Genomic DNA, 23,452 nt, shown 5'->3' with positions numbered 1-23,452 from the left:
AAAATATTACGCCTCCAAGGCATTATGGATCGCCACGCCCAGGTGTTTGATGGCTTCACGGTTGGCTTCCGTCAGCGGCAGCGCACAGTTAAGTCGCAGGCAGTTACGATACTTACCGGAGGCAGAGAACAGTGAGCCTGGCGCAATCTGGACTTTTAACTGGCACAGGGCACGGGAAACACACACCATATCGACGGTCTCCGGTAATTCAACCCACAGCAGATAGCCCCCTTGTGGGCGGGTCACACAGATACCGCACGGGAAATACTGACGTACCCAGCAGGTATAGGTTTCGAGCTGATGCTGGTAGACCTGGCGCATGCGTCGTACATGGCGGTGATAATGGCCATCACGAATAAATGCCGCTACGGCCAGCTGTGTACCGGGCACGTTTGTGCCGATGGCAGCATATTTTTTATGCAATACCCGATCGAGATAACGCCCCGGTGCGATCCAGCCGACCCGTAGCCCTGGTGCAACAGTTTTGGTCACGGAGCTGCAAAACAGCACGCGGCCATCGATATCATAAGATTTAATGGTTGATGGTCGTGGATAATCAGTGGCCAGTTCGCCATAAATATCGTCTTCGAAAATCACAATGTCGTGGCGTTGCGCCAGCGACAGTACCGCCTTTTTGCGTGCCTCCGGCATGATAAACCCGAGCGGATTATTGCAGTTAGGCACCAGGATCACGCCCTTGATCGGCCACTGCTCCAGTGCCAGTTCCAGGGCTTCGATGCTGATCCCGGCATTGGGATCGGTCGGGATCTCAATCGCTTTAATGTCTAACCCACGCAGTAACTGCATGGTGCCGTAATAACAGGGAGATTCGACGGCAACAATGTCTCCCGGTTGGCAAACCGCCAGTAACGCCAGCGTGAGCGCGGCGTGGCAACCGCTGGCGATCACAATATCATCGGCGCTGAGCGACGTGCCGCCATCAAGCATCAGTCGGGCGATCTGTTCACGCAGTTCGCGGCGGCCGGGCAGCGTGTCATAACTCAGAACATCATGTAACTGGTGCTGTATGACGCGGTTCATTTCGCGCCATAGGTGTTTGAGCGTGGGCTGTGTGATATCCGGTGCGCCGCCGCCAAAAGGAATGATGGCCTTATCGGTGCGGGCATCAAGCAGCGTAAGCACTTCATCCCACTGGGTCACATCGACCGGGCGCTGCACCGGACGGGACATCGCGGGTACGGGCGGTTGCGCCTTACGCGGCGCGACGAAATAGCCAGAACGCGGTTGCGGGGTGATCAGTTGCAGGTTTTCCAGTACCTGGTAAGACTGCTGTACGGTGCTGATACTCACGCCGTGTTCCTGGCTCAGGCTTCGTACTGAAGGAAGTTTTTCTCCGGGGCGATAGAGCCCCTGCTCAATACGTTCCGCCAGCAGCGTGGCCAGATGTTGGTAGCGTGTCATGCTGTATCCTTTGATTCCACCATACAGATTTAAAAAGCAGTACAGATTTGGCCATTTTTCGCGATTCAGACACTGTTTTAAGCGATCTGTATGTTAAAGAAAAGTAATTTCTGAGTCTGTATTGTCACAGCCTTTCGCGGCGATGATAACGCTCTGTTCTGGTGAGGAGAGCGATAATGGAATTCTTTGAAAATCGACCGACGCGTCCGTGGATCGGGTTTGTTTTACTCTGGCGTAAATGGCAACACCTGCGGGAGCGCAGGCGCACGGCAAGGCTGTTGCGGGCACTCAGCGACGAGCAGTTAAAAGACCTGGGGTTGCGGCGTGAAGAGCTGTGGTAAGGACACTCTCGAGCGGAGATAACATCTTGTTATTTCCGCTCAACCTGCGTTGGGCTATGCTTAGCTCCATAACCTGAAGGGGAGAAAGCACATGCACGTTATGAATGGCAAAGACGAAGACGATAAAAAAGAGAACGAAACCGGCAACGCAACCCAGCTGATGCAGCAAAAACTGCTGGATTCCCGCTCTATTATCATCTCCGGTGAAATTAACCAGGCGCTGACGGAAAAAGTCGTCACGCAATTGTTGCTGTTACAGGGCATCAGCGATGCACCGATCAAAATTTACCTTAACAGTCAGGGTGGCCATGTCGAAGCGGCTGACACTATCCATGACATGATCAAATTTATCACCCCGGAAGTGCACATTATTGGCACCGGTTGGGTGGCCAGCGCCGGGATCACCATCCTGCTGGCGGCGAAAAAAGAGCATCGCTACTCGCTGCCGAATACCCGCTTTATGATCCATCAGCCGTTGGGTGGTGTGCGCGGTCAGGCGAGCGATATTGAGATTGAAGCCAAAGAGATCATCCGTACTCTGGAACGCGTTAACCGCATGATCGCCGATGCAACCGGCCAGCCAGTTGAGAAAGTGAAACAGGATACGGATCGTAACTACTGGATGAACACCAAAGAAGCGATTGATTACGGCATCGTTTCCCGCGTGGTGAAAACCTACGGTGAACTGAACCTCGATTAATCAGGCGCTGACGGGGAATAAAACCCACGTCCAGCCAGCATAAGTTGGCTGGACGTTGTTTATTGATCGCTCTGCGAGAACGTTTTCTGGTCTAAATCGAAATGCATATATTCCAGTGGCAGATGGTGTAGCGCCCGTAATCGCGCGATATAGGCATTATCTTCTGCCGTCGCCGGGGTAATTCCAACGATAACCATTTTTGTAATATGTATGCCGTTATCGTGCCAGTAGGCATATTCCAATAGCTGCCCGATGGCCTCACGGATGCAATAGGAAACGTGGGCATGGGTTTTTATTTCATAAAAAGAGTACGTGTTTTCATTTTCCTGCACAACAAGGTCGATGCGTGTCCCATACCCGGTATTTTGTTCCGTGCTTACCCGGTCTTCACCAACGTGCTGGCAGAGCGAAGTATATAATGCCTCTTGTATTGTATTGTGAATATAACTGATTTCTGCGCGATAACCACCGCCGCTGCGCTGGCCGCTCTCTGGTTTAGAGCGATGGCCTGCTTTAAAGTCGAACGCTGTTGCGCTGCGGGCTTGAAGAGGAAGCTCAACAAAATTAATGAGATTGTAATAATTTGATTTTACGGCCGGGTCAGTATGACTAAAAATATACGGCTCGCATAAGCGTAAGTTTTGCGGCTTAAACTTAATGGTAAAGAATTCGCTCTTGTCGATCGATCCTAATATATCGCCATCCACATCGACTTCGTTAAGCTGCGACTTCATTTCATCATACCAGCCATTATGCTGGTACTGTTTTACTATTCTGCGGGACTCCGCATGGGAAACCAGTTCAGCATTTAAAATCTCACCCAGCCAATAACGTGTATTGTTCCTTTTTTCATTTTTAATGGTGTATAAATTGATATCCATTACCTGACCATTGCGAACTAATCCTGCCAGGGATTGCAAATAGGCGTAATGATAGCCATCAATAAGTTTTTCCGTATCGAATAACCACTCTTCATGACCAAATCCATGCTGGTATTCGTAGCTACTGCTATTGATTGACTTTCCTTCCCGCCCGGACGGCGCACGCCAGTATTTGTCGTTCCAGCATATTCTTGAGAGCTTTTTCACTGTGAAAGTCCTTTTTGTTGCATTTATCATTGTTTTATAAAGGGTTATAAACCCTATCTTAGGACTCATGTCATCGGGGGAACAGCCACTATATGTTGCAGGTTTCATCTGTTCGCCCGTGATATGTGGACACGATCATCCTCCTGGCGCACAAGCGAAAAATACACTTCTCCCTGACACATAATTTCTGCACACTGTTTCCATTTCTCATTACGGAGTGATGGCATGAACAGCAGTATTAAGGCGACGCTGGTGATGGCAGCAGCGCTCAGTCTTCCCGCAATGGCGGAACACAGCGGCATCTCCTTTGAACATAAAGATTGGGAAGTGGTGTGTGACAACACGCTGACCTGCCGCGCGGCAGGCTATAGCGCTGAAGAAGAAGCCAGTGGCTCGGTGCTGATCACCCGTAAAGCCGGGCCAGATACCCCTGTTACGGTCGATGTGGTGCTGGCGGAGATGGAAGCCGATGAGGCAACGCCGCAGGCAAAACTGACGCTGTGGATCGACGGTAAATCACAAGGCGATGTCGCAGCGGAAGACAGCGACACCTGGCGATTATCGGACGAGCAGGCCAGCAACATGATTGCTGCCGTGAAAGGCAGTAGTAAGGTTGAGTTTACGGGCGGCGTGAAACCGTTTGTGCTGTCTGGCGAGGGGGCGTCCGCGGTGTTGCTGAAATTCGACGATGTGCAGGGGCGCGTCGGTACGCCCGGTGCATTGAGTAAAAAAGGGGATAAGGCAGAAAATAGCGTTGCAGCACCTGTTGCTGCGCCCGTTATCCAGGCAGTTGCCGTGGATGATGGTGAAGACCGCACGCTGAACGAGGCGGAAGTGAAAGCGCTGAAACCGCGCCTGCTGGCAACGTTATCTGGCGATAATGGGTGCGATCGTCTGTCATCACCGCAGGAAGCGACGGTCGAAGGAGATAACGATATTACCCTGACCCCGCTGGACAGTAAGCATGCGCTCATTTCCACCCTCTGCTGGCGCGCCGCGTACAACGAAGGTTATGGCTATTGGGTTATCGACAAGGCATTGAAAGGCAACCCGCAGCTGATCACCAACTCGGCATCGGACTATGCCGATGGCGCGATCTCGTTGGGCCAACGCGGTCGTGGGATTGGCGACTGTTGGGCGTCGGCGGAGTGGGTGTGGGACGGTGAAACGTTCCGTAAAAGCAGTGAGTCGACAACGGGCATGTGTCGCTATGTGCGCGCAGGCGGCACATGGGATCTGCCGGAGTTTGTTGCTGAGGTAAAAGAAGCAAACCAGGCAACGAAGCACGCTAATTGAGCCAGATGCTCTGAATGAAACACGGTAGCGACCAAACGCCCCGGTTTGGTCGCTGAGTATTAATTCTCACTGTCAACATTTGTGCCGGGAAAATCTATGTTAAACAGCCTCAATCACCTGACGTTGGCCGTCAGTGACCTGGACCGAAGCGTTGCGTTTTACCACGAATTGCTTGGCCTGAAACTGCATGCGCGCTGGGATAACGGTGCCTATCTCACCTGTGGTGAACTGTGGTTATGCCTCTCCGTGGACGCGCAGCGCACACCGATTTTGCCGCAGCACAGCGACTATACCCATTACGCATTCAGCATCAACGAGGGTGATTTCGCGGCCTTCGTTGCACGCCTGGAGCAAGCTGGCGTGGTGAGTTGGAAAGTGAATAAAAGTGAAGGCGACTCCTGGTACTTTCTCGATCCGGACGGGCATAAACTGGAAGCGCACGTGGGTAACCTGGCGCAGCGGCTGGCGGCCTGTCGCGAGAAACCGTACAAAGGGATGATGTTTTTTGATTGAAGAAAAGTGCGAATGACTTTCGCAATCCATGCTCTTTGCTCTCTCGTTTCTTGATACTTACCCTGATAACTATTAACTTACCCCTCCGTTGAATGGAGGGTGTCTCGATGACCGAAGATGTACTGTTTGCCCGTCGGCCGTTAGGGATGCGCATGGCGATGGTGGTGCGGCAGTGGCGCGCGACGATCGATCGCGCGCTGAATGACACAGGTATGACGCAGTCGAGCTGGACGGTGCTGATGCAGTTGCACCAGTTGGGCGACAATGTTTCGGTCAGTGAACTGGCGGAAGTGCAGGGCATTGAACTGCCGCCGCTGATGCGTACCCTCACACAACTGGAAAAACAGGGGCTGATTGCGCGTACGACATCGCCGTACGACAAACGCATTCGCCTGTTGGCGCTCACCGCCGACGGGCAACGCCTGCTGGAAAGGATCACGCAAGTGATCAACGCCTGCCAGGCGCGCGCCTCGGCCAATATCCCCGCTGCGGATCTGGCGGTATTTAGCGCGACTCTGAATCAAATCGCCTGTAATTTGCGCGTGATGCGCGAAGACGACACCCAAACCGAATAAGAAAATGATGACGCCAGAACAAAAGTTTGCCCGCTGGGTAAGGGTCAGTATTGCCTCTTTCCTGCTGATGTTTGTTTATTTTATCGTTGCGGATATCTGGATCCCGCTGACGCCTGACTCGACAGTGATGCGTGTCGTCACGCCGGTTTCTGCCAGGGTTTCCGGTTATGTAGCGCAGGTGTATGTACAAAACAATAGCCAGGTAAAAAAGGGCGACCTGCTGTTTGCGCTGGATCCCACGCCATTCCGTAACCAGATTGAGGCCAGTGAGATCGCGCTGGCGCAGGCGCGGTTGACCAACCAGCAACTGGATGCGCAGATCGTTGCCGCTCAGGCCAGCCTGAAGACCGCGCAGATCACCGCACAGAACGATCGCGTTACCTTTGAGCGCTATCAGAATCTGGGCGCGATGCACAATGTGTCTCAGTCCGACCTCGATAAAGTCCGCACGACCTGGCAGAGCAGCGTCCAGTCGGTGAACTCGCTCAATGCCAGGATTGATGAACTGACCATCGAGCGTGGTGAAAAGGATGATGCCCGTAACGTCACCCTGCAAAAATACCGTAATGCGTTGCAACAGTCGCAGCTCAACCTGAGCTGGACGCAGGTGAGGGCGGAAGTGGATGGCACGGTCAGCAACCTGCAACTGAGTCCGGGGTTCTATGCCTCTGCTGGCGGCGCAGCACTGGCGCTGGTGCATGAAAAAACGGACATTGTGGCGGACTTCCGCGAGAAGAGCCTGCGCCATACCCATACAGGCACCGACGCTGCAGTGGTGTTTGATGCGTTGCCGGGTCATGTGTTTAAGGCACATGTGACAAGCAGTGATGCCGGGGTTCTTGCTGGTCAGGAAGCGGTGAACGGTGAACTGTCCAAACCGGAAACCTCCAACCGTTGGGTGCGCGACGCGCAGCGTATGCGCATTCACGTGGCGCTGGACGAACCGTTGCCAAAGACGTTGCCGACCGGCGCACGCGCTACCGTGCAGTTGTATAACAGCGAGGGCTTTTTCGCACGGATCTTCTCTGGCCTGCAAATCCATCTGGTGAGCCTGCTGCACTATGTCTATTAATACGCTGGCGCGGGTTTTTACGCCGCATGGCAATATCGTTTACACCCCCAATGACTTTCGTCAAACCTTGCGCATTGTGTTTGCCGGGATGATCGCCCTGAGCGTGTCGAGCTTTTATAACACCCAGTACGGCGTGTTTTATGTGGTATACCCGGTGATGCTGTTATCGCTGGTGCCGGTATTTAATCGCCATGTGGCAAAGCAGTTTATCTTCAGCGCGGTACTGAACTGCATCGAAATGGTGTTTATTATCGGCTATTTGTCGCGTTGGCCGGTGATCATGACGCTGGTGGTATTCGCACTGTATGTGATGCGTTTTCGCTTTATGAGTAAAGGCGCGCTGTTCCTGTTCGGTTCGGCAGGCGTAGTGTGCCAGAGCACGATGCTCAACTTTATGAGCTACCCCGCCAGCGACTGGCACACGCTGCTGTTTTCCAATATCGAAGCCAGTGTGATGGCGGTGGCGCTGAGTGCGCTGATGAATTACCTGATCCCGGATGTGGAGCCGCGCACCCGCCCACCGTTGATCGAGAAAAACGCCGCCCGCGTGCGCCATGAATCCCTGCTTTCCGGAACGGTAGCAACGATGATTTTTGTTGTCTTCCAGGTAAGCGATCTGAGCGATTCCCTCTCCGCGCTGATGGCGGGGATCCTGATCCTCTTTCCCATGCATTATCGCGGATCGGTGCTGAGTTCATTGTGGCGCGTAGTGGGGGTGGTGCTCGCCTGTCTCTATATTCTGCTGGTGCAGTTGATCCTCTATAACCACAGCAGCCATATGCTGCTGATGATGCCGCTGATCGGTCTCGGACTGGCGTTTAGCGCGCGCTTGCACGTAATGGAAAAAGTCGGCGCTGGCGTCGGTTTTGCCAGTGTCACGACGATTGGCATTATGTTTGGTCAGAACTTGCACCCGGACACGGACCTGGTGTTCAGCGATTTATACCGCATCGTGTCTGTCACGGTGGCGCTGGTGGCGACGTTAACCATGGTGTGGTTGGTGCATTTGATGTTGAACCGCTTTGAAGCGACGCGGTTTGTGATTGAGGAGCAGTAGGCCGAAACAGCCCGATGGCACTGCGCGTACTGGGCCTCTGTTCGGATCTACGAAACCTGCACGAAATGCTCACCTTCGCAGCGATAAATTGCCTGCGTGACGTCGGGGATCATCCACTGCTCCACGTCGCTTGCGGTACTGTGAAAACGGATGCACAAACCGCAGCCGCCACGCAGAGTGCGTGGGATATCCTGTACGCGAAAGGGGATACCGGCGGCCTGCAACGCCTTGCGGGTTTGCAGCACACCGGGGGTGTTGTGGAACAGCAGCAGGTATTCAGCCATGGCGCTTTCTCTGCCGCTGGCCGATCAGCGCCGCCCCCACGGCACCGGCATATTGGGCGTCATCATGGGTAAACACCTCACTGTTCAGGTGCGATGCCAGCATGCGGCGAAAGGTGGTGCAGTGGCTGACACCGCCGGTAAATAACAAGGGGCCTTGTGTGGAAAGCCGGGCGATAAAATGGGCGCTGCGGCGCGCCATCGCATTGATTACTCCGGCGAGGATCGCCTCCGGTGCGATGCCCGCCGATCGCAGGCTGATCACTTCCGATTCGGCAAACACGGTGCACATGCTGGTGAGTGGATGCGGCTCGACGCCTTCGGTAATGTCATCAAGATGCTCAACCTGCGTACCCAGCGTGCGGGAGATGACATCGAGAAAACGCCCGGTACCGGCGGCACACTTATCATTCATCAGGAAATCAGTGAGATTGCCCTGCTCATCAAGCTGGATCACTTTGCTGTCCTGACCGCCGATGTCAATGACCGTACGTGCCTCGGGCAATAACAGCCGTGCGCCCAGCCCGTGGCAGGAGATTTCGGTGACCTGCTTGTCGGCGAAATCCACCAGTTGCCGTCCGTAGCCGGTTAGCGTTAGAAACGGAGGTTCAGCAAGCCCGGCGCGCAATGTCTCCCACGCTTCACCGATCGACGCAGCGGGGCGAAACGAGGTCGGGCAGAGGAAACGCCGTACGATGGTGTTGCCCTCCAGCAGAATACCTTTGGTGGTGGTCGAGCCGGAATCAATGCCTACGGTAAACGCCACGACCACTCCTTATAACATTTCAATAAATGCGGCAACGCGGGTGCTAAGTTGCCCGATGTCCGACGTCGAGTAATCCGTCTCAATAGCCATATATGGAATGTTGTGTTGTTGCCGCACATGGCGTTTGATGGCTAGGGACTCAACGGCGTAGGTGTGGCACGCCTGTAAAATGACATCAATTACGCCATCGGCCTGATACTCTTCCACCATCTGGCTGAGCAGTTTCAGGCGCTCATCGTTAGGCGAGATGCAGGAGCAACCGATCGCCAGGTACTTGTCGGTCAGCGCATCGTACACATCGCCGCTCTCGTCAACACAGCGTTCAGTGGCTTTCGCCCCGGTGCAGTTTTCGTAGCCCACCACCCAGCCGCCATTCTCTTCGATGGCGCGCACGACTTTCTCTGCCGCGCCGCCAATCGGGCAACCGGTGATCAAAATACGTGGGCGGGGATCCAGGCGTTTCCCGGCCAGCCATTCGTTGCGGATCCGTTCGGCCATGGTATTCAGCTCGTCGATCAGTGCTTCTTTGTCAAAGCGGAAGGTCGCGCCGTACACCACTTTCAGGATATCTGCACCGCTAAGTGCAGGCGGATTGAGCTGCCCCACGCGGTAGAAGTTTGCCAGCGCCTGGCGTTCACGGTTTTTCAGCGCAATGGCATCGCGCAGCGCTGCTTCGCTGATGGGCTGACCAAAACGGTGTTCGATCGCTTGTTGTAAGCGCAGGATCTCCGCTTTCCATAATGCCCGAGATGCAGCATCCGCCGCACTGTTCGGCAGTTGCATCACATGAACGGCTTTGAACGCTGCCATGTATTCGTACATTTTCTTTTTGCCGTCGCAGGTGGTTTCACCCACCACCAGATCGGAAAAGTAGAAGTAGGGGCATTTGTCGGTTTTGCCAAAGCCGTAGCTGCTTTTTATCAGCGGGCAGAGGTTACGCGGCAGATCTTTTTCCGCTTCTTCGATGGTTTCATCGTTGGTGGAACAGAGCGAGACCACTACGGCGCCTGCGGCCATCGCGATCTCTTGTGGCATAAAGGTGCAGTACGTGCCTACCAATGGGATGCCCTGCTCTTTCAGGTCCATCACGGTGAGAAAACCTTTCTGGCGGGCTTCGGAGAATTGTTCAAATACGTCCGGGAGTGCGGTGATAAGCGACATGATTTTCCTTCCCCGTGACACGGGAGATGTAAAAAATGGCCGCATTATAGTCATATAAAATGAAGGGGAATATTGATCTCCGGCGGCTGAAGCGCAGAAACGCTGAGAGTGAAACAGGCTCAGAGTATCTTCTTCAGATCCATCTCTTCCTGGATCCGTTCGCTGTAGAGCGCGTGCGTGCGAATCGCTTCCTCTATTCCTGCATTGTAAAAGGCGGGGCCAATCTGTTCGATGATAAAGTCGATAAAAAATTCCGCGTCAAACTGCCCCAGCTCCAGTTCGAAATGCGTTTCGCAGTACGCTTGCAATTTATTGCGTAATTGCTCACGCTCGCTGTGGGTGAGGGTAATGTCGGCCATGGCGTCTCCTTACAGAAGAATCAAAAAACGGTAATGTGCAGCAGCATGGGTAACTGTGAGAGCAGATAGAGGATCAGACCAATCGATCCACCGACCAGTGTGCCGTTGATGCGGATAAATTGCAGGTCTTTGCCTATATTCAGTTCGACCTGGCGCGACATGTCATGCGCGTCCCAGCTTTTCACCGTATCGCTAATATGGCGCGTCAGAAAGGCGGCGAAGTCCGGTGCGACCCGGTGCGCAGCCTGTTCAAGATGCTCATTCAGCGAGGCGCGCAGCGCACCATCCGCCAGCAGTGTTTCGCCAAACCATAACCCCGCGTCGGTAATGTGTTTTTTCATACGCGAATCGTCAGACTGCATGTCGGCTTTCATCCAGTTGCGCAGATCCGCCCACATTTCGCCCAGATAGCGATTAAAAGCCTCGTCGTTTTTCAGATAATCTTTGATGTTATCTGCCCGTTGCGCCATTTCCGGATCGGTTTTCAGATTGGCGATCAATTTCATCGTGGCCCGATCGAATGCCTGGCGAATCTGATGCGTACGGTCGGCGTTAATGTCGTCCAGCAGCGAGTTCACCGCGTCGGAAACCAGTTCCGCGCTTTGCTCACCGAGCCATTCGGTTGGCAGGATCTTCGCTTTTAACGGGTGATCGGTCTCCAGCCAGTGCACCACCTGGCGGGCAATAAAGGTGCGTGAGCTTTCACGCTGCAGCAGGGCAATTAACTGGGCTATCAGGCTATCCAGCAGCTTCTGATGGCGGTTGTTGCGCGTCAGACTTTCCAGTAACAGCGCACTGGTTTCCGTCAGATCGACTTTGTCGATGGCTTTATGCACTGCCCGGCGTAACAGGCGCTGAATACGGGTATCGTCGGCCATTTCCAGAAAGCCGCTCATCACTTGCAGTAAGTGTTGACCCACCCGTTGTGCGTTTTCCGGCTGGCTGAACCAGACGCCGATCAGCTGTGCAGGCTGATGACGATGGATCAACGCCACGAGTGACTGAGTATCAAGAAACTTTTCCTGTACAAACTGGCCGAGATTGTCGCCAATCCGATCTTTATTACGCGGGATAATGGCGGTATGGCTGGAAATAAACGGGATCGGCACGCGGCGAAACAGCGCCACTACCGCAAACCAGTCCGCCAGCGCGCCAACCATCGCTGCTTCGGCAATGGCTTTGACCCCGCTCACCCAGAAGTTGGGCGGCAGGAAAAGCGTGGTGACAAACGTTGCCGCTGCAACCAGCAACAGTGAGAGCGCCAGACGCTTGGCGCGCTTGAGTTCAGCTAATTTTTCCATGCGTTAAGCATAGAGCGAGACGAGGGGATGGTGCAAAGGTTGAATTTTGTAGCTACAATGTGGCTACAAAAATAAAGGAGGTTCTATGGATTCCGTTATCCGATCGCGTATCGACAGCGAACTGAAAGCGCGCGCCGGGCTGGTACTTGAGAGCTGTGGGCTCAACTGGAGCACGGCAATACGGCTGTTTGCTGAGCAAATCGTCAAAAGTGAGGGTATCCCGTTTGAGGTTACCCGCAAACCAACAGCACGCTTACGCAACGCGATGAGCGAAGCCAATGAGATCACCACACACCAGCATGGACGCTTTAATGGTGTTGAGCAGCTAATGGACAGCTTAAATGATGGGAAAGAGTAAACGCGCGCCACTTCCTTACCGTTCCGATTACACGAAAACATTTGTTAAAGCCTGGGCGCGTTACAACAAAGCGGGTCGCAGAGATATGCATGAAACGGCAGCAATTATGTCGATGGTGCTTTCTGGCAACCCGCTTCCGGCTCAATATAGCGATCATGCCTTAACCGGAAATATGCTCGGATTTCGTGAATTACATCTTGGTGGCGACTACTTATTGGTTTATCGCGTGGATGAGGCCAAACATCTGGTGGTGTTTACCGATTTGGGTACCCACGCTGAGCTCTTTGAGTAATTGCATTAGATGAATTTGCATAAAATCCACAGCCCAAACCCCATCAACACCACGCCCGCGATACGCTCTATCCAGTAAACGCTTCGGCGCAATCGGTTCTGTACTGCAGGTAGGCCGATAAGCGAGACGACGACTAAATCCCACAGCAGCACAACCATTATCATCCAGACGCCGCTGGCGGATTGCTGGAGTAGTGTCACGTCCGGCCCGAGAAGGGCGGTCATCAGCGCCAGGTAGAACAATGCATTTTTCGGATTGAGCAATGCCGAACCGAGGCCGAGCAGACACTGTTTGCCGATGGACGGACAGCGTTGCTGCGTTTCATCAAGCGTAAGGGCTTGTGGGCGGCTGCGTACTAACTGGCAACCTATCCATAGCAGATAAAGCGCGCCGAGCAACGCAATGGCGGTGAAGAGTACGGTGAAACGGCGTAACGCGCTCGCGCCGATAATCACCAGCAAAATATAGAGCGCGTTGCCGGAAGCAATCCCCACGCAAAGCCCGGCGCTGCCACGCAACCGGTAGCGAATGGCATAGCCCACCAGCAGGAAGAAATCCGGGCCCGGGCTAAGCAGGGCGACAAAATGCGCCAGCGCCAGTGAGGGAAACGCGGAAGGAAAAATGTCCATAGTGACCTCGGCAGTAAAAAACTGCGGTCACCTTAGCGGCATCGTGACGCTATTTATTGTCGGATATTGATCGGCCGATCGCGTACTGGCGCGGCGTGGCGGCGGTATAACTGACAAAGGTCCGGTGAAAATGGCTCTGATCGGCAAATCCGCTCTGATAGCCTACATCGGCCAGATTATCGCCGGCACGCAGGCGACTTTTGGCAAACTCCACGCGGGCGCTATTTAAAAAACAGCCTGGCGTTAGCCCGGTGTCCTGTTTAAAGGTGCGGATCAGCGTCTCTTTGCGCAGAGATAAAACGTGCGCCAGTTCATCCAGCGTCGGCGGTTGCTGTAAGTTGCTGAGCAGCGCGTCCTGCAACTGCTGACTGGTAGGGCGAAGTTGTGCCGGGTGCTGTGATGGGCAGGTGAGGGCGGTGAGCAAACGGGCGATAGCCGCGGGCAATGGGCCGGTTTGCCCGCTTTCGATTAACGAGACAATGTGCAGGTATTGCTGAAACAGTCGTGGATTGCGGATCACCTGCTGCGCACTGGTTGTCTGCGGCAGATAAAGCATATGGTAACTGCGTGACTGACCAGGTAACGGGTTACAGCTATGTGGCGTTAGCGGAGGAATCACGATCATATCGCCGGGCATCAGCAGGTATTCCCGTTCGTTACAGATGCAACGGGTTTGCCCCTCAACAATCGCGCCGATCGACAGTTCTGCATGGCGGTGGCGCTTATAGGCTTGCTGGCTGCGCCAGGTACTACGCAGTTCGACGCCTGGCAAGGTTTCCGGGCGGCAAAATGATTGCTCTATATCGCGCGTTATCGACATGGTTTGCCTCGTTAAGGTCGGTCTCTGGTATATCACACCCCGCTATTTATCGCGAAAGGCATTATGCAACAGCCGCCACATATGGTGGGCCGCAGGCGTAAAGCGTCGATCGGAGTTGCGCAGCAAATGGCACTGAGCGCTGCTGGCAATCGGGTGATCAAGCGGTACCGCCACTAACGTGCCCTGGCGAATCGGATCGGCGGCGGCGTACGCGGTCATAAACGAAATCCCCAGTCCAGCCTGGCTTAGCCCCATGGCAGTGGAGAACTGGTTGCAGCGATACGCCGGGTGAAATTGCAAGCCCTGGGTTTTAAACATCGCATTCATATGCCGTTGCAGGCCGAAATTTTCCGTCAGCGCAATGAGTTGATGCTGAGTCAATTCTTCAATAGTAATGCTCTTCCGTTGGGCGATAGGGTGTTGCGGCGAGACGACGGCACAAATCAGCCCCCATTGAAAGCTGTGGCGCTTGAGTTCCGGGGAGCCAATCGGGCCAAAGGCCAGCGCCATATCCGCATCGCCGCTGACTATGTCGTTGAGCATTTCCTGCATGCTGCCTACCACAATGTCGACAAAAACCTGCGGGTACGACTGCGCAAACTCGCGCATTACCCCTTCGATAAACGCGGTGATAAGCCCGCCGCCAATACGAACCGATATCGTGCCGCCGCGCATATGGCGCAGATCTTTCAGTTGGCTTTCCAGCTTTTCGCGCCGCTGGCGGCTGGCGAAGTAATCCTCAGCAAGCAGACGCCCGGCTTCAGTAAGCACCACGTTACGCCCGCGCCGTTCCAGTAAGGGGAGCTGTAATGCGCGCTCCAGTTGCGCAATCTGGCGGCTCACCACCGATGGGTTAACGCCAAGAATGTCCGCCGCGCGGCGGATGCCGCCCTGGTTGCCCACTTCATACAGATAACCGACCTGTTTGTCCTGAAACATCCGCCACATTCCTTCTTAACTGTTGACCTGAGAGCAACAATAACATCTTAACGCGGATATTTATCATCCGGATTGAATAGTGATAATCAAATTAACCGCCAGGTTTCAGAGGAAAACAGATACGAAAAATTAAAAGAGGCTTTTTGCACCAAAAGGGTGCCCAATGACGGTGAGAGATTATTTTATTAGGGTGGTTTCAGAAGTTAATTAAATAATTTTTCAGTAATTTTGCTTTTTATTCTCTGTATTTCGCGGGAAGGTTATTTATTGCGTAAAAAATCGCGGTAAAAGATTTTTATTTTATCATCGACCTGTTCAGGCATGGATCCTGCTTAGTAATAGAACATTGTCATCTGATTATTTTAAAGAGAGATGTTATGAGCGAATCGAAAACGCTGGAGCAACCCGCGAAAGCGCACGCGGATGAGTGGAAAGTCGGGCCTGGCGCCTGGATCTCCCTGGTGATTGTTCTGCTGGTTTTTTCCGGCTTCTTTTTCAAGGTTGAGGGTATGGCGTGGCTGGGAGCGTTTGACTTCACTACGCTGGGCGGCGCCTTTGGCACCATGAAGTCGCCGGAGACCAGCACCTTTATTGGCAGCGGCGGCATTAGTGCAAAAGCCGGCTTTCTGTTTGCGCTGTCGCTGGTACCAACGGTGATGCTGGCGCTGGGGCTGTTGGAGATTTTTACCCACTATGGCGCGATACGCGCAGCGCATAAGCTACTGACGCCATTGCTTAAACCGCTGCTCGGTATTCCGGGTTATACCGGGTTGGCGCTGATCACCGATCTGCAAAGTACCGATGCCGGGGCGGCATTAACCAAAGAGTTGTACGACAGCGAGAAAATTACCCGTAAAGATGTGGTGATTATGGGGGCGTGGCAATATTCCGGTGCCGGATTAATCAATAACTATTTCTCTATTGGTTCGGCAATGTTCGCCTCGCTGACTATCCCGATTATTATTCCGCTGGTGTTGATGTTTGTGCTGAAGTTTGTTGGCGCAGCCGTGGTTCGCCTGGCATTAAATACTGTCTATAAGAGGGATTTCGACCATGAGTAATACCGCCAAAGTCTCCGGTAATCCGTTCGATATTTTCGTTATCGGCGCGCGAAAAGGTTTTAATATCGCCATCAATAACCTGATGCCGAATGTATTAATGGCCTATGTGATCGCTGAAATGCTCAATTTATTGGGTGTGATGCAGATTATTGGTCATATTTGCGCACCGGTTATGGGGCTGTTCGGCCTGCCGGGCGAAGCCATTACCGTGTTGCTCACCGCCTGGCTCTCCTCCTCCGCAGGCACAGGCGTGGCGGTCAGCCTGCTGAGCAAAGGCCAGCTTGATGTCGGGCAAATAACCATTCTTGCACCCGCCATCTTTTTAATGGGTTCGCAGCTACAGTATATGGGCCGCCTGTTGGGCGTGGCCGATGTACCGAAGAAGTACTGGCCGTTACTGATGGCCGTCAGCATTCTTAACGCGGTTATTTCTATGCTGATAATGCGCGTTATTGCCTGAGTGAAGCACACCAAGGAGTAAGACGTGTCACGTACACTAGAGCACTTTAATTACCTGCATCAGATCCCAGAACTTGGGTTCGAAGAGTATAAAACCTCTGCTTATATCGCCGGGGTACTGGAGGCGGCGGGCTACCAGGTTACGCGCCAGATCAATAACACTACCGGCATCGTCGCCGTGCTGGACAGTGGCAAACCCGGACCGACTCTGGCGTTGCGCGCCGATATGGATGCACTCGGGCATATCATTGAGGGTCAACACGTTGCGCGCCACACCTGTGGTCACGATGGGCATTCTTCTGTGGTGCTGACGACGGCGCAGGAAGTGATGGCTGAAGGCGTAGTGAAAAAGGGCAAACTGAAGTTTATCTTCCAGCCCGCTGAAGAGCTGGGCACCGGGGCGATTGCCCTGACCGAAGGCGGCGTGCTGGACGATGTGGACATGTTGCTTGGTTTCCACCTGCGCCCGCTGGAAGAGTGTCCGATGGGCCAGGCCGTTCCGGCGATGTACTATTCTGCGTCCGCCACCGTTGAGGTGATGTTTCACGGCAAAGCAGCGCATGCTGCGCGCCCGCATTTGGGGGTGAACGCACTGGATGCCGCTGCGCACGCGGTGCAGGCGGTTAACGGTATTCACCTTGCGCCATCGCTCACCTGGAGCGCGAAAGCCACACGTTTTCTTTGCGATGCCGGAGTCACTAACTCCATTCCGGACAAAGCGCAGGTGTGTTGGGATCTACGCGCGGCAGAAAATGAGGCCATGGATGCACTGAAACCGCAGGTATTGCGTGCTATTGAAAGCAGTGCCGCGGCTTATGGTGCGCGTGCTGAAATCCGCGTTCTTAAGGAGATGCCTGCGGCGATCATTGATGATGAGGCAACTGACGTGGTTTCCCGCGCGATCCGCAGTGTGTTTGGCGACACCGGGCTGACCGCACCGAAATCGACGCCGGGTAGTGAGGATTTCTTCCACTACCTGCGCTTGCGCCCACAGGTGAAAGGTGGTTTCTGGGGGCTGGGCGCGAACCTGACGCCGGGGCTGCATCACCCGGAAATGCACTTTGACCGCGAAGCGTTAGCGCTCGGCGTGAAAGTATTTAAAGCCTGCGTGCAGGATGTGCTGGGCTGATACTCACTGCTTCCCATTGCTGCGGGTGGTAATCGTATTGTTGCCCGCAGTAGTTTCCACTGAATTGCCAGGTTTACACTTTGTTCTCCCCTCACCCTAACCCTCTCCCCATAGGGGAGAGGGGATCGTACGGTTCAGCGTTATTGTCCGGTTTCCCTTCCCATAGGGAGAGGGGATCGTACGGTTCAGCGTTATTGCCCGGTTGTCCTTCCCATAGGGAGAGGGGATCGTACGGTTCAGCGTTATTGTCCGGTTGTCCTTCCCATAGGGGGGGAGGGGATCGTACGGTTCAGCGTTATTGTCCGGTTGTCCTTCCCATAGGAGGGGAGGGGATCGTACGGTTCAACATTATCACCGCGGTTTGCTTATTTCCGTAGATCCGCAAACGCTGCTCTGATTTCCTCTTCCGGCAACTGCACGCCGATAAACACCAGTGTGCTGTGTGGGGATTCATCGCCCCACGGGCGATCCCAGTCGGCGCTATACAGGCGTTGCACGCCCTGGAACAGCAGACGGTTGGGCTCGCCATCGATCCAGAGCATCCCTTTGTAGCGCAAAAGTTTTTCCGCAAAGCTCAGCAGCAGGCTCTCCATCACGCGGGAGACTTCGCTGATGTCCACCGGGTAGTCCAGTTCGACGACGATCGAATTAATGTCGTTCTGCTTGTCGGCAATAAAGTGGAAGCGTGGTTTGGCCGCCACCACGTTCTCTTCCAGCATAAAACCGTTGGTATTAAATAGCTGCGCCAGCTCGATATCGCCGTGAGTGACGGTGTAAAGCGGTGCGCGGGCGTTAATGCGGCTCAGCCGTTCGCGCAGTTTTTCGCTCTCGCCAGCCACATCGGTTTTGGTCAGCAGAATGCGATCGGCATAACCGACCTGCGACTGCGCCAGCGTGAACTGGTTCATCTGCTCATCGGCATGCACGGCGTCAACCAGCGCGATCACGCCGTCCAGCAGGTAGCGCTGGCAGAGGATCTCGTGGGAGAAGAAGGTCTGAATGATTGGACCGGGATCGGCCATACCGGTGCATTCGATCACCAGCCTGTCAAAGGCGATATCACCACGATCGAGGCTATCGAGCAGGTCCAGCAGCGCATCTTCCAGTTCATTGGAACGACTACAGCAGATACAGCCATTAGTCAGGGTTTTGATTTGCGTGGCGCGATCGCCAATCAGTTGATCGTCGACGGAGACGTCACCGAATTCGTTTTCGATAACGGCGATTTTGTAGCCGTGCTGCTCGTTGAGAATATGGCGTAAGAGGGTGGTTTTGCCTGCGCCGAGAAAACCGGTCAGCAGGGTCACTGCAATGGGGGTCATACATTCTCCTTTAGCAACAGCGGACGCCGCCCTTGCCGTCGCCGCCATAACGCGCCTGCTGGCGTTCGCGGAAAAATTCTTCATAGGTCATGTACGGTTTGTCCGGATGGTTGGTGTGCATATGCTCAACATAGTTGTCATAGTCCGGGATGCCAATCAGCATCTTTGCCGCCTGACCGAGGTACTTTTTTGCTTCGCCTAAGTTACCAAACATTATTTGTTCCGGATATATGTGGGGGCCGGATGGCTCCCCCTTAGAGGGAGCCATCCGGCCTGGTTACATCAATGATGGGAGGAGGTTTTCACGCCGCCTTCCGGCACTGGCACATACGGCGTCTCTTTGTCGGTACGTACCTTGTTGTTACGTACGTTCAACCAGGTTTTGATGCCGTAGAAGATGATGCTGTAAACCACCACCAGGAACAGAATACTCAAACCGGCATTGGTGTAGTTGTTCACCACGATATGGTTCATATTGGCAATCTGTTGCGCCGTCAGCTCGCTGCCGCCCGCGGCAATCTTCGCTTTGTACTGGTTAGCCATATACAGGAAGCCTTCCAGTTGCGGGTTGGTGCTGAACAGTTTCAGGCCCAGCGCCCAGGTGGTGCACAACAGCAGCCACATGGCAGGAACCACAGTAACCCAGATGTATTTGGTGCGCTGCATTTTCACCAGGATAACTGTGCCGAGCAGCAGGGCAACGGCAGCCAACATCTGGTTAGAGATACCGAACAGCGGCCACAGGCTCTTCACGCCGCCCAGCGGATCAACCACGCCCTGATACAGCAGGTAGCCCCACAGGCCCACGCAGCCCGCAGTACCAATAATGCCGGCAACCAGCGAGTCAGTTTTCTTCAGAACCGGCACGAAGTTCCCCAGCAGATCCTGCAACATAAAGCGGCCTGCACGAGTACCTGCATCCAGCGCGGTAAGAATAAACAGCGCTTCGAACAGGATACCGAAGTGGTACCAGAAGCCCATATCCGCCATTGGCATGATTTTGTGGAACACATGAGCGATACCCACGGCCAGCGTCGGCGCGCCACCCGCACGGTTCAGTACCGACGGCTCGCCGATGTCTTTTGCGGTTTGCAGGATCTGTTCCGGCGAAATCACAAAGCCCCAGGAGCTGACCGTTGCCGCCGCATGTGCGGTGACATCTTTCAACTGCGCCAGAATCATCGGCGCATTCTCACCACCCAGTTCATGCAAGTTCGGCATAGTAATACCGAGGCCTGCCGGCGGGGTGTTCATCGCAAAGTAAAGGCCCGGTTCGATAATGGACGCGGCAACCAGCGCCATCACCGCCACAAAGGATTCCATCAACATTGCGCCGTAACCGATAAAGCGGGCGTCGGTTTCGTTCGCCAGCAGTTTCGGCGTGGTGCCGGATGCGATCAGCGCATGGAAGCCAGAAACGGCGCCGCAAGCGATGGTGATAAACAGGAACGGGAACAGCGCGCCTTTCCACAGCGGGCCGGTACCGTCAATGTACTGCGTCACCGCTGGCATTTTCAGTTCCGGGTTGAGGATCACAATACCCAGCGCCAGACCGACGATCACGCCGATTTTCAGGAAGGTCGCCAGATAGTCACGCGGTGCGAGGATCAGCCATACCGGCAGCAGTGCAGAGATAAAGGCATAACCAATCAGCGCGAAGGTGATGGTGGTGTCTTTAAAGGTCAGCGCCGGGCCCCAGTACGGATCGTGAGCGATAATACCGCCGAACCAGATGGAGGCCACCAGCAGCACAATCCCGATAACCGAGACTTCACCCACGCGGCCTGGGCGCAGGAAGCGCATGTAAATACCCATAAACAGGGCAATCGGCACGGTAGAGCAGACGGTAAACACGCCCCACGGACTTTCCGCCAGCGCTTTCACCACGATCAGAGCCAGCACCGCGAGGATGATGATCATAATCAGGAAGCAACCAAACAGTGCAATGGTCCCCGGCACGCGGCCCATCTCCTCTTTGACCATCTCGCCAAGCGAGGCGCCGTTACGGCGGGAAGAGATAAACAGCACCATAAAGTCCTGCACGGCACCGGCCAGTACCACGCCTGCCAGCAGCCATAGCGTGCCCGGCAGGTAACCCATTTGTGCGGCCAATACCGGCCCGACCAACGGACCTGCGCCCGCGATAGCGGCAAAGTGGTGGCCAAACAGCACGTAGCGGTTGGTTGGCACATAGTTAAGACCATCGTTATTGATCACCGCTGGTGTGGCGCGGGTCGGGTCGAGTTTCATCACCTTTTGGGCGATGTAGAGGCTGTAGTAGCGATATGCCACCAGATAAACGGAGACGGAAGCGACCACGATCCACAGGGCGCTTACGTGCTCGCCCCGCCGTAACGCAATAACCGAGAGACAGAAAGCACCGATAATCCCGAGGATCACCCAGGGCACGTGCTTGAAGAGTTTTTTAGTATCCATATCAGACCTGGCTTTTAGCAGAAAAAGAGAATCGGATGTGAGGTGTCGTAAAGGCTGTATGCTGGCCACGATCATGACAAATTACGCGCGCGAAACGGCGACGATTTGGTTGAGTGGTTAGAAATGGACGCTAAGCGGTAATGGAATCGGAGTGAGCGGTTTTTACACGCGCTACGTGGCGGAAAATGTGTGATGGCGATCACTCGGAACCCTTGGTGGGCGCGGGTTGAGTACGTTTCAGGTCGGCTGCATTACGACTATTGTTTTGGTGAATATTAGCACGATGAGCCATAAAGTTTTCTTATTCCAGGCCGAAAATCTTACATCTGTCTATATGGAAAGAGAAAACATGTTAAATCGCATTAAACTTGTGACCAGTTTGTTACTGGTATTAGGATTATTTGGCCTTTTACAGCTCACCTCCGGCGGCTTGTTCTTCAACGCGCTAAAGCAGGACAAAGAAAACTTCACCGTATTGCAAACCATTCGTCAGCAACAATCTACGCTGAACGCCAGCTGGGTAGCGCTGCTGCAAACCCGTAATACCCTGAACCGCGCGGGTATTCGCTACATGATGGATCAGAACAATATCGGTAGCGGTGCCACTGTGTCGGATCTGATGCAGATTGCCAGCACTTCACTGAAACAGGCGGAAGTGAACTGGGCTGCTTACCAGGCGCTGCCGCGCGATCCGCGCCAGAGCGACGAAGCCGCAGCAGAGATCAAACGTAACTACGATATCTATCACAACGCACTGGCGGAGCTGATCCAACTGCTGGGTGCCGGCAAAATTAATGACTTCTTTGACCAGCCGACACAGCGTTACCAGGACGGTTTCGAGAAACAATACGTCAACTACTTGCAGCAGAACGATTCCCTGTATGAAACTGCCGTCAATGCGAGCGAAAGCTCCTATGGTTCTGCGATATGGATCATTATTACCGTCCTGATCGTGGTACTGGCGGTGATCGTCGGCGTATGGGCAGGGATCAAACGTGCATTGATTGCGCCGCTGAACCACCTGATCGACAACATTCGCCATATTGCCGGTGGTGATCTGGTGCAGCGTATTGAAGTGCAGGGCTCTAACGAAATGGGCGTGCTGGCGGACAGCCTGCGTCACATGCAGAGCGAGTTGGTGCGTACCGTCAGCGATGTGCGTAACGGTGCGAACGCCATTTACAGCGGCGCGAGCGAAATTTCGGTGGGTAACAACGATCTCTCTTCCCGTACCGAGCAGCAAGCCGCATCGCTGGAAGAAACGGCAGCCAGCATGGAAGAACTGACCGCAACGGTTAAACAGAACGCCGAAAACGCCCGTCAGGCTAGTCATCTGGCATTGAGCGCATCTGAAACCGCGCAGAAAGGCGGAAAAGTGGTGGACAACGTGGTGCAGACCATGCGAGACATCGCCGCCAGTTCGCAGAAAATTGCTGACATTATCAGCGTGATCGACGGCATTGCTTTCCAGACCAACATCCTGGCGCTCAACGCCGCGGTAGAAGCGGCGCGTGCAGGTGAACAGGGGCGTGGTTTTGCGGTGGTTGCGGGCGAAGTGCGTAACCTCGCGCAGCGTAGCGCCCAGGCAGCCCGTGAAATCAAGAGCCTGATTGAAGACTCCGTTGGTCGCGTTGAACTGGGCTCCACGCTGGTGGAAAGCGCCGGTGAGACGATGGATGAAATCGTCAATGCGGTCACCCGTGTGACCGATATTATGGGCGAAATCGCGTCTGCTTCTGATGAGCAGAGCCGCGGTATCGACCAGGTGGGTCTGGCGGTTGCCGAGATGGATCGCGTGACTCAGCAGAACGCCTCGCTGGTAGAAGAATCCGCTGCTGCTGCCGCTGCGCTGGAAGAACAGGCCAGCCGCCTGACGCAGGCAGTTGCCGTGTTCCGCATTCTGCAGGAACAGCGTAAAGCGGGGGCCGCCGCTTTCGCCAAAGCCGCACCGGTTGCCTCCCAACCGCGTAAAGTGGCCGCGACGGATACTGGTGACAACTGGGAAACCTTCTGATTGTTCTCTGCGCCCTGTAGTCCAGGGCGCATTCTCTCCAGGCTTCGCCGTGCTATTCTCT

26 protein-coding genes are annotated in these 23,452 nt (G+C 54.4%); 13 read left to right on the top strand and 13 right to left on the bottom strand.

What is annotated here, in order from left to right; all coding sequences use genetic code 11:
* Positions 1 to 6 precede the first annotated feature (6 nt).
* Entirely contained in the window at positions 7 to 1,422 is a 1,416-nt protein-coding gene (locus O9K67_RS21405; protein ID WP_061497975.1) for an aminotransferase-like domain-containing protein, read from the bottom strand.
* A gap of 176 nt (positions 1,423 to 1,598) precedes the next feature.
* On the opposite strand from O9K67_RS21405, the gene O9K67_RS21400 reads away from it, so the two are divergent.
* Together O9K67_RS21400 and O9K67_RS21395 are read left to right on the top strand one after the other, a co-directional pair.
* The gene (locus O9K67_RS21400; protein WP_071890619.1) at positions 1,599 to 1,763 is read left to right on the top strand and encodes a DUF1127 domain-containing protein; all 165 of its coding nucleotides are present in this window, start codon (positions 1,599 to 1,601) and stop codon (positions 1,761 to 1,763) included.
* A gap of 100 nt (positions 1,764 to 1,863) precedes the next feature.
* A complete protein-coding gene (locus O9K67_RS21395; RefSeq protein WP_271044685.1) occupies positions 1,864 to 2,463 on the top strand; it encodes an ATP-dependent Clp protease proteolytic subunit in 600 nt (199 codons plus the stop codon).
* A 59-nt stretch (positions 2,464 to 2,522) separates the two neighbouring features.
* Here O9K67_RS21395 and O9K67_RS21390 read toward each other — a convergent pair whose 3' ends face one another.
* Complete coding sequence (locus O9K67_RS21390) at positions 2,523 to 3,659, bottom strand: hypothetical protein (protein WP_134318895.1); 1,137 nt, start codon at positions 3,657 to 3,659, stop codon at positions 2,523 to 2,525.
* 117 nt (positions 3,660 to 3,776) lie between these two features.
* On the opposite strand from O9K67_RS21390, the gene O9K67_RS21385 reads away from it, so the two are divergent.
* The 5 genes from O9K67_RS21385 (at position 3,777) to O9K67_RS21365 (ending at position 8,064) form a co-directional block, all read left to right on the top strand.
* Complete coding sequence (locus O9K67_RS21385; RefSeq protein WP_061497969.1) at positions 3,777 to 4,847, top strand: DUF1176 domain-containing protein; 1,071 nt, start codon at positions 3,777 to 3,779, stop codon at positions 4,845 to 4,847.
* 96 nt (positions 4,848 to 4,943) lie between these two features.
* The gene (locus O9K67_RS21380) at positions 4,944 to 5,360 is read left to right on the top strand and encodes a FosA family fosfomycin resistance glutathione transferase (protein ID WP_061497967.1); all 417 of its coding nucleotides are present in this window, start codon (positions 4,944 to 4,946) and stop codon (positions 5,358 to 5,360) included.
* 107 nt (positions 5,361 to 5,467) lie between these two features.
* Positions 5,468 to 5,935, top strand: coding sequence for a MarR family transcriptional regulator (locus tag O9K67_RS21375; RefSeq protein WP_061497965.1), 468 nt, complete (start codon positions 5,468 to 5,470; stop codon positions 5,933 to 5,935).
* Between the two features lie 4 nt (positions 5,936 to 5,939).
* On the top strand, positions 5,940 to 7,007 hold the full coding sequence (locus O9K67_RS21370) for an HlyD family secretion protein (RefSeq protein ID WP_061497963.1): 1,068 nt from the start codon (positions 5,940 to 5,942) through the stop codon (positions 7,005 to 7,007).
* Complete coding sequence (locus O9K67_RS21365) at positions 6,997 to 8,064, top strand: DUF2955 domain-containing protein (RefSeq protein WP_061497961.1); 1,068 nt, start codon at positions 6,997 to 6,999, stop codon at positions 8,062 to 8,064. The genes O9K67_RS21370 and O9K67_RS21365 overlap by 11 nt, the downstream gene beginning before the upstream one ends.
* A 47-nt stretch (positions 8,065 to 8,111) precedes the next feature.
* Here the strand turns inward: O9K67_RS21365 and O9K67_RS21360 are convergent, their stop codons facing one another.
* The 5 genes from O9K67_RS21360 to O9K67_RS21340 form a co-directional block, all read right to left on the bottom strand.
* The gene (locus O9K67_RS21360; RefSeq protein WP_061497959.1) at positions 8,112 to 8,348 is read right to left on the bottom strand and encodes a DUF3343 domain-containing protein; all 237 of its coding nucleotides are present in this window, start codon (positions 8,346 to 8,348) and stop codon (positions 8,112 to 8,114) included.
* Entirely contained in the window at positions 8,341 to 9,111 is a 771-nt protein-coding gene (gene yjiL, locus O9K67_RS21355) for a putative 2-hydroxyacyl-CoA dehydratase activator YjiL (RefSeq protein WP_061497956.1), read from the bottom strand. The genes O9K67_RS21360 and yjiL overlap by 8 nt, the downstream gene beginning before the upstream one ends.
* A gap of 9 nt (positions 9,112 to 9,120) precedes the next feature.
* Positions 9,121 to 10,272 (bottom strand): double-cubane-cluster-containing anaerobic reductase, encoded by a 1,152-nt coding sequence (locus tag O9K67_RS21350; RefSeq protein WP_061497954.1) that lies wholly within the window; start codon positions 10,270 to 10,272, stop codon positions 9,121 to 9,123.
* A 119-nt stretch (positions 10,273 to 10,391) separates the two neighbouring features.
* Entirely contained in the window at positions 10,392 to 10,631 is a 240-nt protein-coding gene (locus O9K67_RS21345; RefSeq protein ID WP_061497952.1) for a DUF2164 domain-containing protein, read from the bottom strand.
* Positions 10,632 to 10,651: 20 nt separating this feature from the next.
* The gene (locus tag O9K67_RS21340) at positions 10,652 to 11,932 is read right to left on the bottom strand and encodes a DUF445 domain-containing protein (RefSeq protein ID WP_061497950.1); all 1,281 of its coding nucleotides are present in this window, start codon (positions 11,930 to 11,932) and stop codon (positions 10,652 to 10,654) included.
* An 85-nt stretch (positions 11,933 to 12,017) separates the two neighbouring features.
* Here O9K67_RS21340 and O9K67_RS21335 point away from each other — a divergent pair, with 85 nt between their 5' ends.
* The gene (locus O9K67_RS21335; RefSeq protein ID WP_061497949.1) at positions 12,018 to 12,290 is read left to right on the top strand and encodes a type II toxin-antitoxin system RelB/DinJ family antitoxin; all 273 of its coding nucleotides are present in this window, start codon (positions 12,018 to 12,020) and stop codon (positions 12,288 to 12,290) included.
* Positions 12,274 to 12,582: a type II toxin-antitoxin system RelE/ParE family toxin gene (locus O9K67_RS21330; RefSeq protein ID WP_245191397.1), complete on the top strand. Its 309-nt coding sequence runs from the start codon at positions 12,274 to 12,276 to the stop codon at positions 12,580 to 12,582. Before O9K67_RS21335 ends, O9K67_RS21330 begins: the two co-directional genes overlap by 17 nt.
* 5 nt (positions 12,583 to 12,587) lie before the next feature.
* Here O9K67_RS21330 and O9K67_RS21325 read toward each other — a convergent pair whose 3' ends face one another.
* The 3 genes from O9K67_RS21325 to O9K67_RS21315 are packed head-to-tail and all read right to left on the bottom strand — an operon-like array spanning position 12,588 to position 14,970.
* Positions 12,588 to 13,211, bottom strand: coding sequence for a LysE family translocator (locus O9K67_RS21325; protein ID WP_061497948.1), 624 nt, complete (start codon positions 13,209 to 13,211; stop codon positions 12,588 to 12,590).
* 49 nt (positions 13,212 to 13,260) lie between these two features.
* A complete protein-coding gene (locus O9K67_RS21320) occupies positions 13,261 to 14,031 on the bottom strand; it encodes an AraC family transcriptional regulator (protein WP_061497947.1) in 771 nt (256 codons plus the stop codon).
* 42 nt (positions 14,032 to 14,073) lie between these two features.
* Positions 14,074 to 14,970, bottom strand: a complete 897-nt coding sequence (locus O9K67_RS21315) for a LysR substrate-binding domain-containing protein (protein WP_061497946.1) — start codon at positions 14,968 to 14,970, stop codon at positions 14,074 to 14,076.
* 377 nt (positions 14,971 to 15,347) lie between these two features.
* Here O9K67_RS21315 and O9K67_RS21310 point away from each other — a divergent pair, with 377 nt between their 5' ends.
* From O9K67_RS21310 to O9K67_RS21300, 3 genes are read left to right on the top strand one after another with little or no spacing between them, the layout of a single operon-like run.
* Entirely contained in the window at positions 15,348 to 16,031 is a 684-nt protein-coding gene (locus O9K67_RS21310; RefSeq protein ID WP_061497944.1) for a nucleoside recognition domain-containing protein, read from the top strand.
* Positions 16,024 to 16,491, top strand: coding sequence for a YjiG family protein (locus tag O9K67_RS21305; protein ID WP_061497942.1), 468 nt, complete (start codon positions 16,024 to 16,026; stop codon positions 16,489 to 16,491). Before O9K67_RS21310 ends, O9K67_RS21305 begins: the two co-directional genes overlap by 8 nt.
* Before the next feature lie 24 nt (positions 16,492 to 16,515).
* Positions 16,516 to 17,619 (top strand): M20 peptidase aminoacylase family protein, encoded by a 1,104-nt coding sequence (locus O9K67_RS21300; protein ID WP_061497940.1) that lies wholly within the window; start codon positions 16,516 to 16,518, stop codon positions 17,617 to 17,619.
* Between the two features lie 365 nt (positions 17,620 to 17,984).
* On the opposite strand, the gene yjiA is transcribed toward O9K67_RS21300, so the two are convergent.
* The 3 genes from yjiA to O9K67_RS21285 all read right to left on the bottom strand — a co-directional run bounded on the left by yjiA (position 17,985) and on the right by O9K67_RS21285 (position 21,377).
* Positions 17,985 to 18,941 (bottom strand): GTPase, encoded by a 957-nt coding sequence (yjiA, locus tag O9K67_RS21295; protein ID WP_061497939.1) that lies wholly within the window; start codon positions 18,939 to 18,941, stop codon positions 17,985 to 17,987.
* A 10-nt stretch (positions 18,942 to 18,951) separates the two neighbouring features.
* Positions 18,952 to 19,155 (bottom strand): YbdD/YjiX family protein, encoded by a 204-nt coding sequence (locus tag O9K67_RS21290; protein WP_061497937.1) that lies wholly within the window; start codon positions 19,153 to 19,155, stop codon positions 18,952 to 18,954.
* A gap of 68 nt (positions 19,156 to 19,223) precedes the next feature.
* On the bottom strand, positions 19,224 to 21,377 hold the full coding sequence (locus O9K67_RS21285) for a carbon starvation CstA family protein (protein ID WP_061497935.1): 2,154 nt from the start codon (positions 21,375 to 21,377) through the stop codon (positions 19,224 to 19,226).
* Between the two features lie 349 nt (positions 21,378 to 21,726).
* Here O9K67_RS21285 and tsr point away from each other — a divergent pair, with 349 nt between their 5' ends.
* Positions 21,727 to 23,391 (top strand): methyl-accepting chemotaxis protein, encoded by a 1,665-nt coding sequence (gene tsr, locus O9K67_RS21280; protein ID WP_061497933.1) that lies wholly within the window; start codon positions 21,727 to 21,729, stop codon positions 23,389 to 23,391.
* Positions 23,392 to 23,452 lie beyond the last annotated feature (61 nt).

The sequence above is a fragment of the Kosakonia oryzendophytica genome (assembly GCF_027886705.1).
Lineage (GTDB): Bacteria > Pseudomonadota > Gammaproteobacteria > Enterobacterales > Enterobacteriaceae > Kosakonia > Kosakonia oryzendophytica.
This window is presented reverse-complemented; position numbering and strand designations above follow the sequence as displayed.

Coding starts and splice junctions, on each gene's coding strand:
- O9K67_RS21405 (WP_061497975.1), bottom strand. CDS start 1,422: ATGACACGCTACCAACATCTGGCCACGCTGCTGGCGGAACGTATTGAG.
- O9K67_RS21400 (WP_071890619.1), top strand. CDS start 1,599: ATGGAATTCTTTGAAAATCGACCGACGCGTCCGTGGATCGGGTTTGTT.
- O9K67_RS21395 (WP_271044685.1), top strand. CDS start 1,864: ATGAATGGCAAAGACGAAGACGATAAAAAAGAGAACGAAACCGGCAAC.
- O9K67_RS21390 (WP_134318895.1), bottom strand. CDS start 3,659: ATGAAACCTGCAACATATAGTGGCTGTTCCCCCGATGACATGAGTCCT.
- O9K67_RS21385 (WP_061497969.1), top strand. CDS start 3,777: ATGAACAGCAGTATTAAGGCGACGCTGGTGATGGCAGCAGCGCTCAGT.
- O9K67_RS21380 (WP_061497967.1), top strand. CDS start 4,944: ATGTTAAACAGCCTCAATCACCTGACGTTGGCCGTCAGTGACCTGGAC.
- O9K67_RS21375 (WP_061497965.1), top strand. CDS start 5,468: ATGACCGAAGATGTACTGTTTGCCCGTCGGCCGTTAGGGATGCGCATG.
- O9K67_RS21370 (WP_061497963.1), top strand. CDS start 5,940: ATGATGACGCCAGAACAAAAGTTTGCCCGCTGGGTAAGGGTCAGTATT.
- O9K67_RS21365 (WP_061497961.1), top strand. CDS start 6,997: ATGTCTATTAATACGCTGGCGCGGGTTTTTACGCCGCATGGCAATATC.
- O9K67_RS21360 (WP_061497959.1), bottom strand. CDS start 8,348: ATGGCTGAATACCTGCTGCTGTTCCACAACACCCCCGGTGTGCTGCAA.
- O9K67_RS21350 (WP_061497954.1), bottom strand. CDS start 10,272: ATGTCGCTTATCACCGCACTCCCGGACGTATTTGAACAATTCTCCGAA.
- O9K67_RS21345 (WP_061497952.1), bottom strand. CDS start 10,631: ATGGCCGACATTACCCTCACCCACAGCGAGCGTGAGCAATTACGCAAT.
- O9K67_RS21340 (WP_061497950.1), bottom strand. CDS start 11,932: ATGGAAAAATTAGCTGAACTCAAGCGCGCCAAGCGTCTGGCGCTCTCA.
- O9K67_RS21335 (WP_061497949.1), top strand. CDS start 12,018: ATGGATTCCGTTATCCGATCGCGTATCGACAGCGAACTGAAAGCGCGC.
- O9K67_RS21330 (WP_245191397.1), top strand. CDS start 12,274: ATGATGGGAAAGAGTAAACGCGCGCCACTTCCTTACCGTTCCGATTAC.
- O9K67_RS21325 (WP_061497948.1), bottom strand. CDS start 13,211: ATGGACATTTTTCCTTCCGCGTTTCCCTCACTGGCGCTGGCGCATTTT.
- O9K67_RS21320 (WP_061497947.1), bottom strand. CDS start 14,031: ATGTCGATAACGCGCGATATAGAGCAATCATTTTGCCGCCCGGAAACC.
- O9K67_RS21315 (WP_061497946.1), bottom strand. CDS start 14,970: ATGTTTCAGGACAAACAGGTCGGTTATCTGTATGAAGTGGGCAACCAG.
- O9K67_RS21310 (WP_061497944.1), top strand. CDS start 15,348: ATGAGCGAATCGAAAACGCTGGAGCAACCCGCGAAAGCGCACGCGGAT.
- O9K67_RS21305 (WP_061497942.1), top strand. CDS start 16,024: ATGAGTAATACCGCCAAAGTCTCCGGTAATCCGTTCGATATTTTCGTT.
- yjiA (WP_061497939.1), bottom strand. CDS start 18,941: ATGACCCCCATTGCAGTGACCCTGCTGACCGGTTTTCTCGGCGCAGGC.
- O9K67_RS21290 (WP_061497937.1), bottom strand. CDS start 19,155: ATGTTTGGTAACTTAGGCGAAGCAAAAAAGTACCTCGGTCAGGCGGCA.
- O9K67_RS21285 (WP_061497935.1), bottom strand. CDS start 21,377: ATGGATACTAAAAAACTCTTCAAGCACGTGCCCTGGGTGATCCTCGGG.
- tsr (WP_061497933.1), top strand. CDS start 21,727: ATGTTAAATCGCATTAAACTTGTGACCAGTTTGTTACTGGTATTAGGA.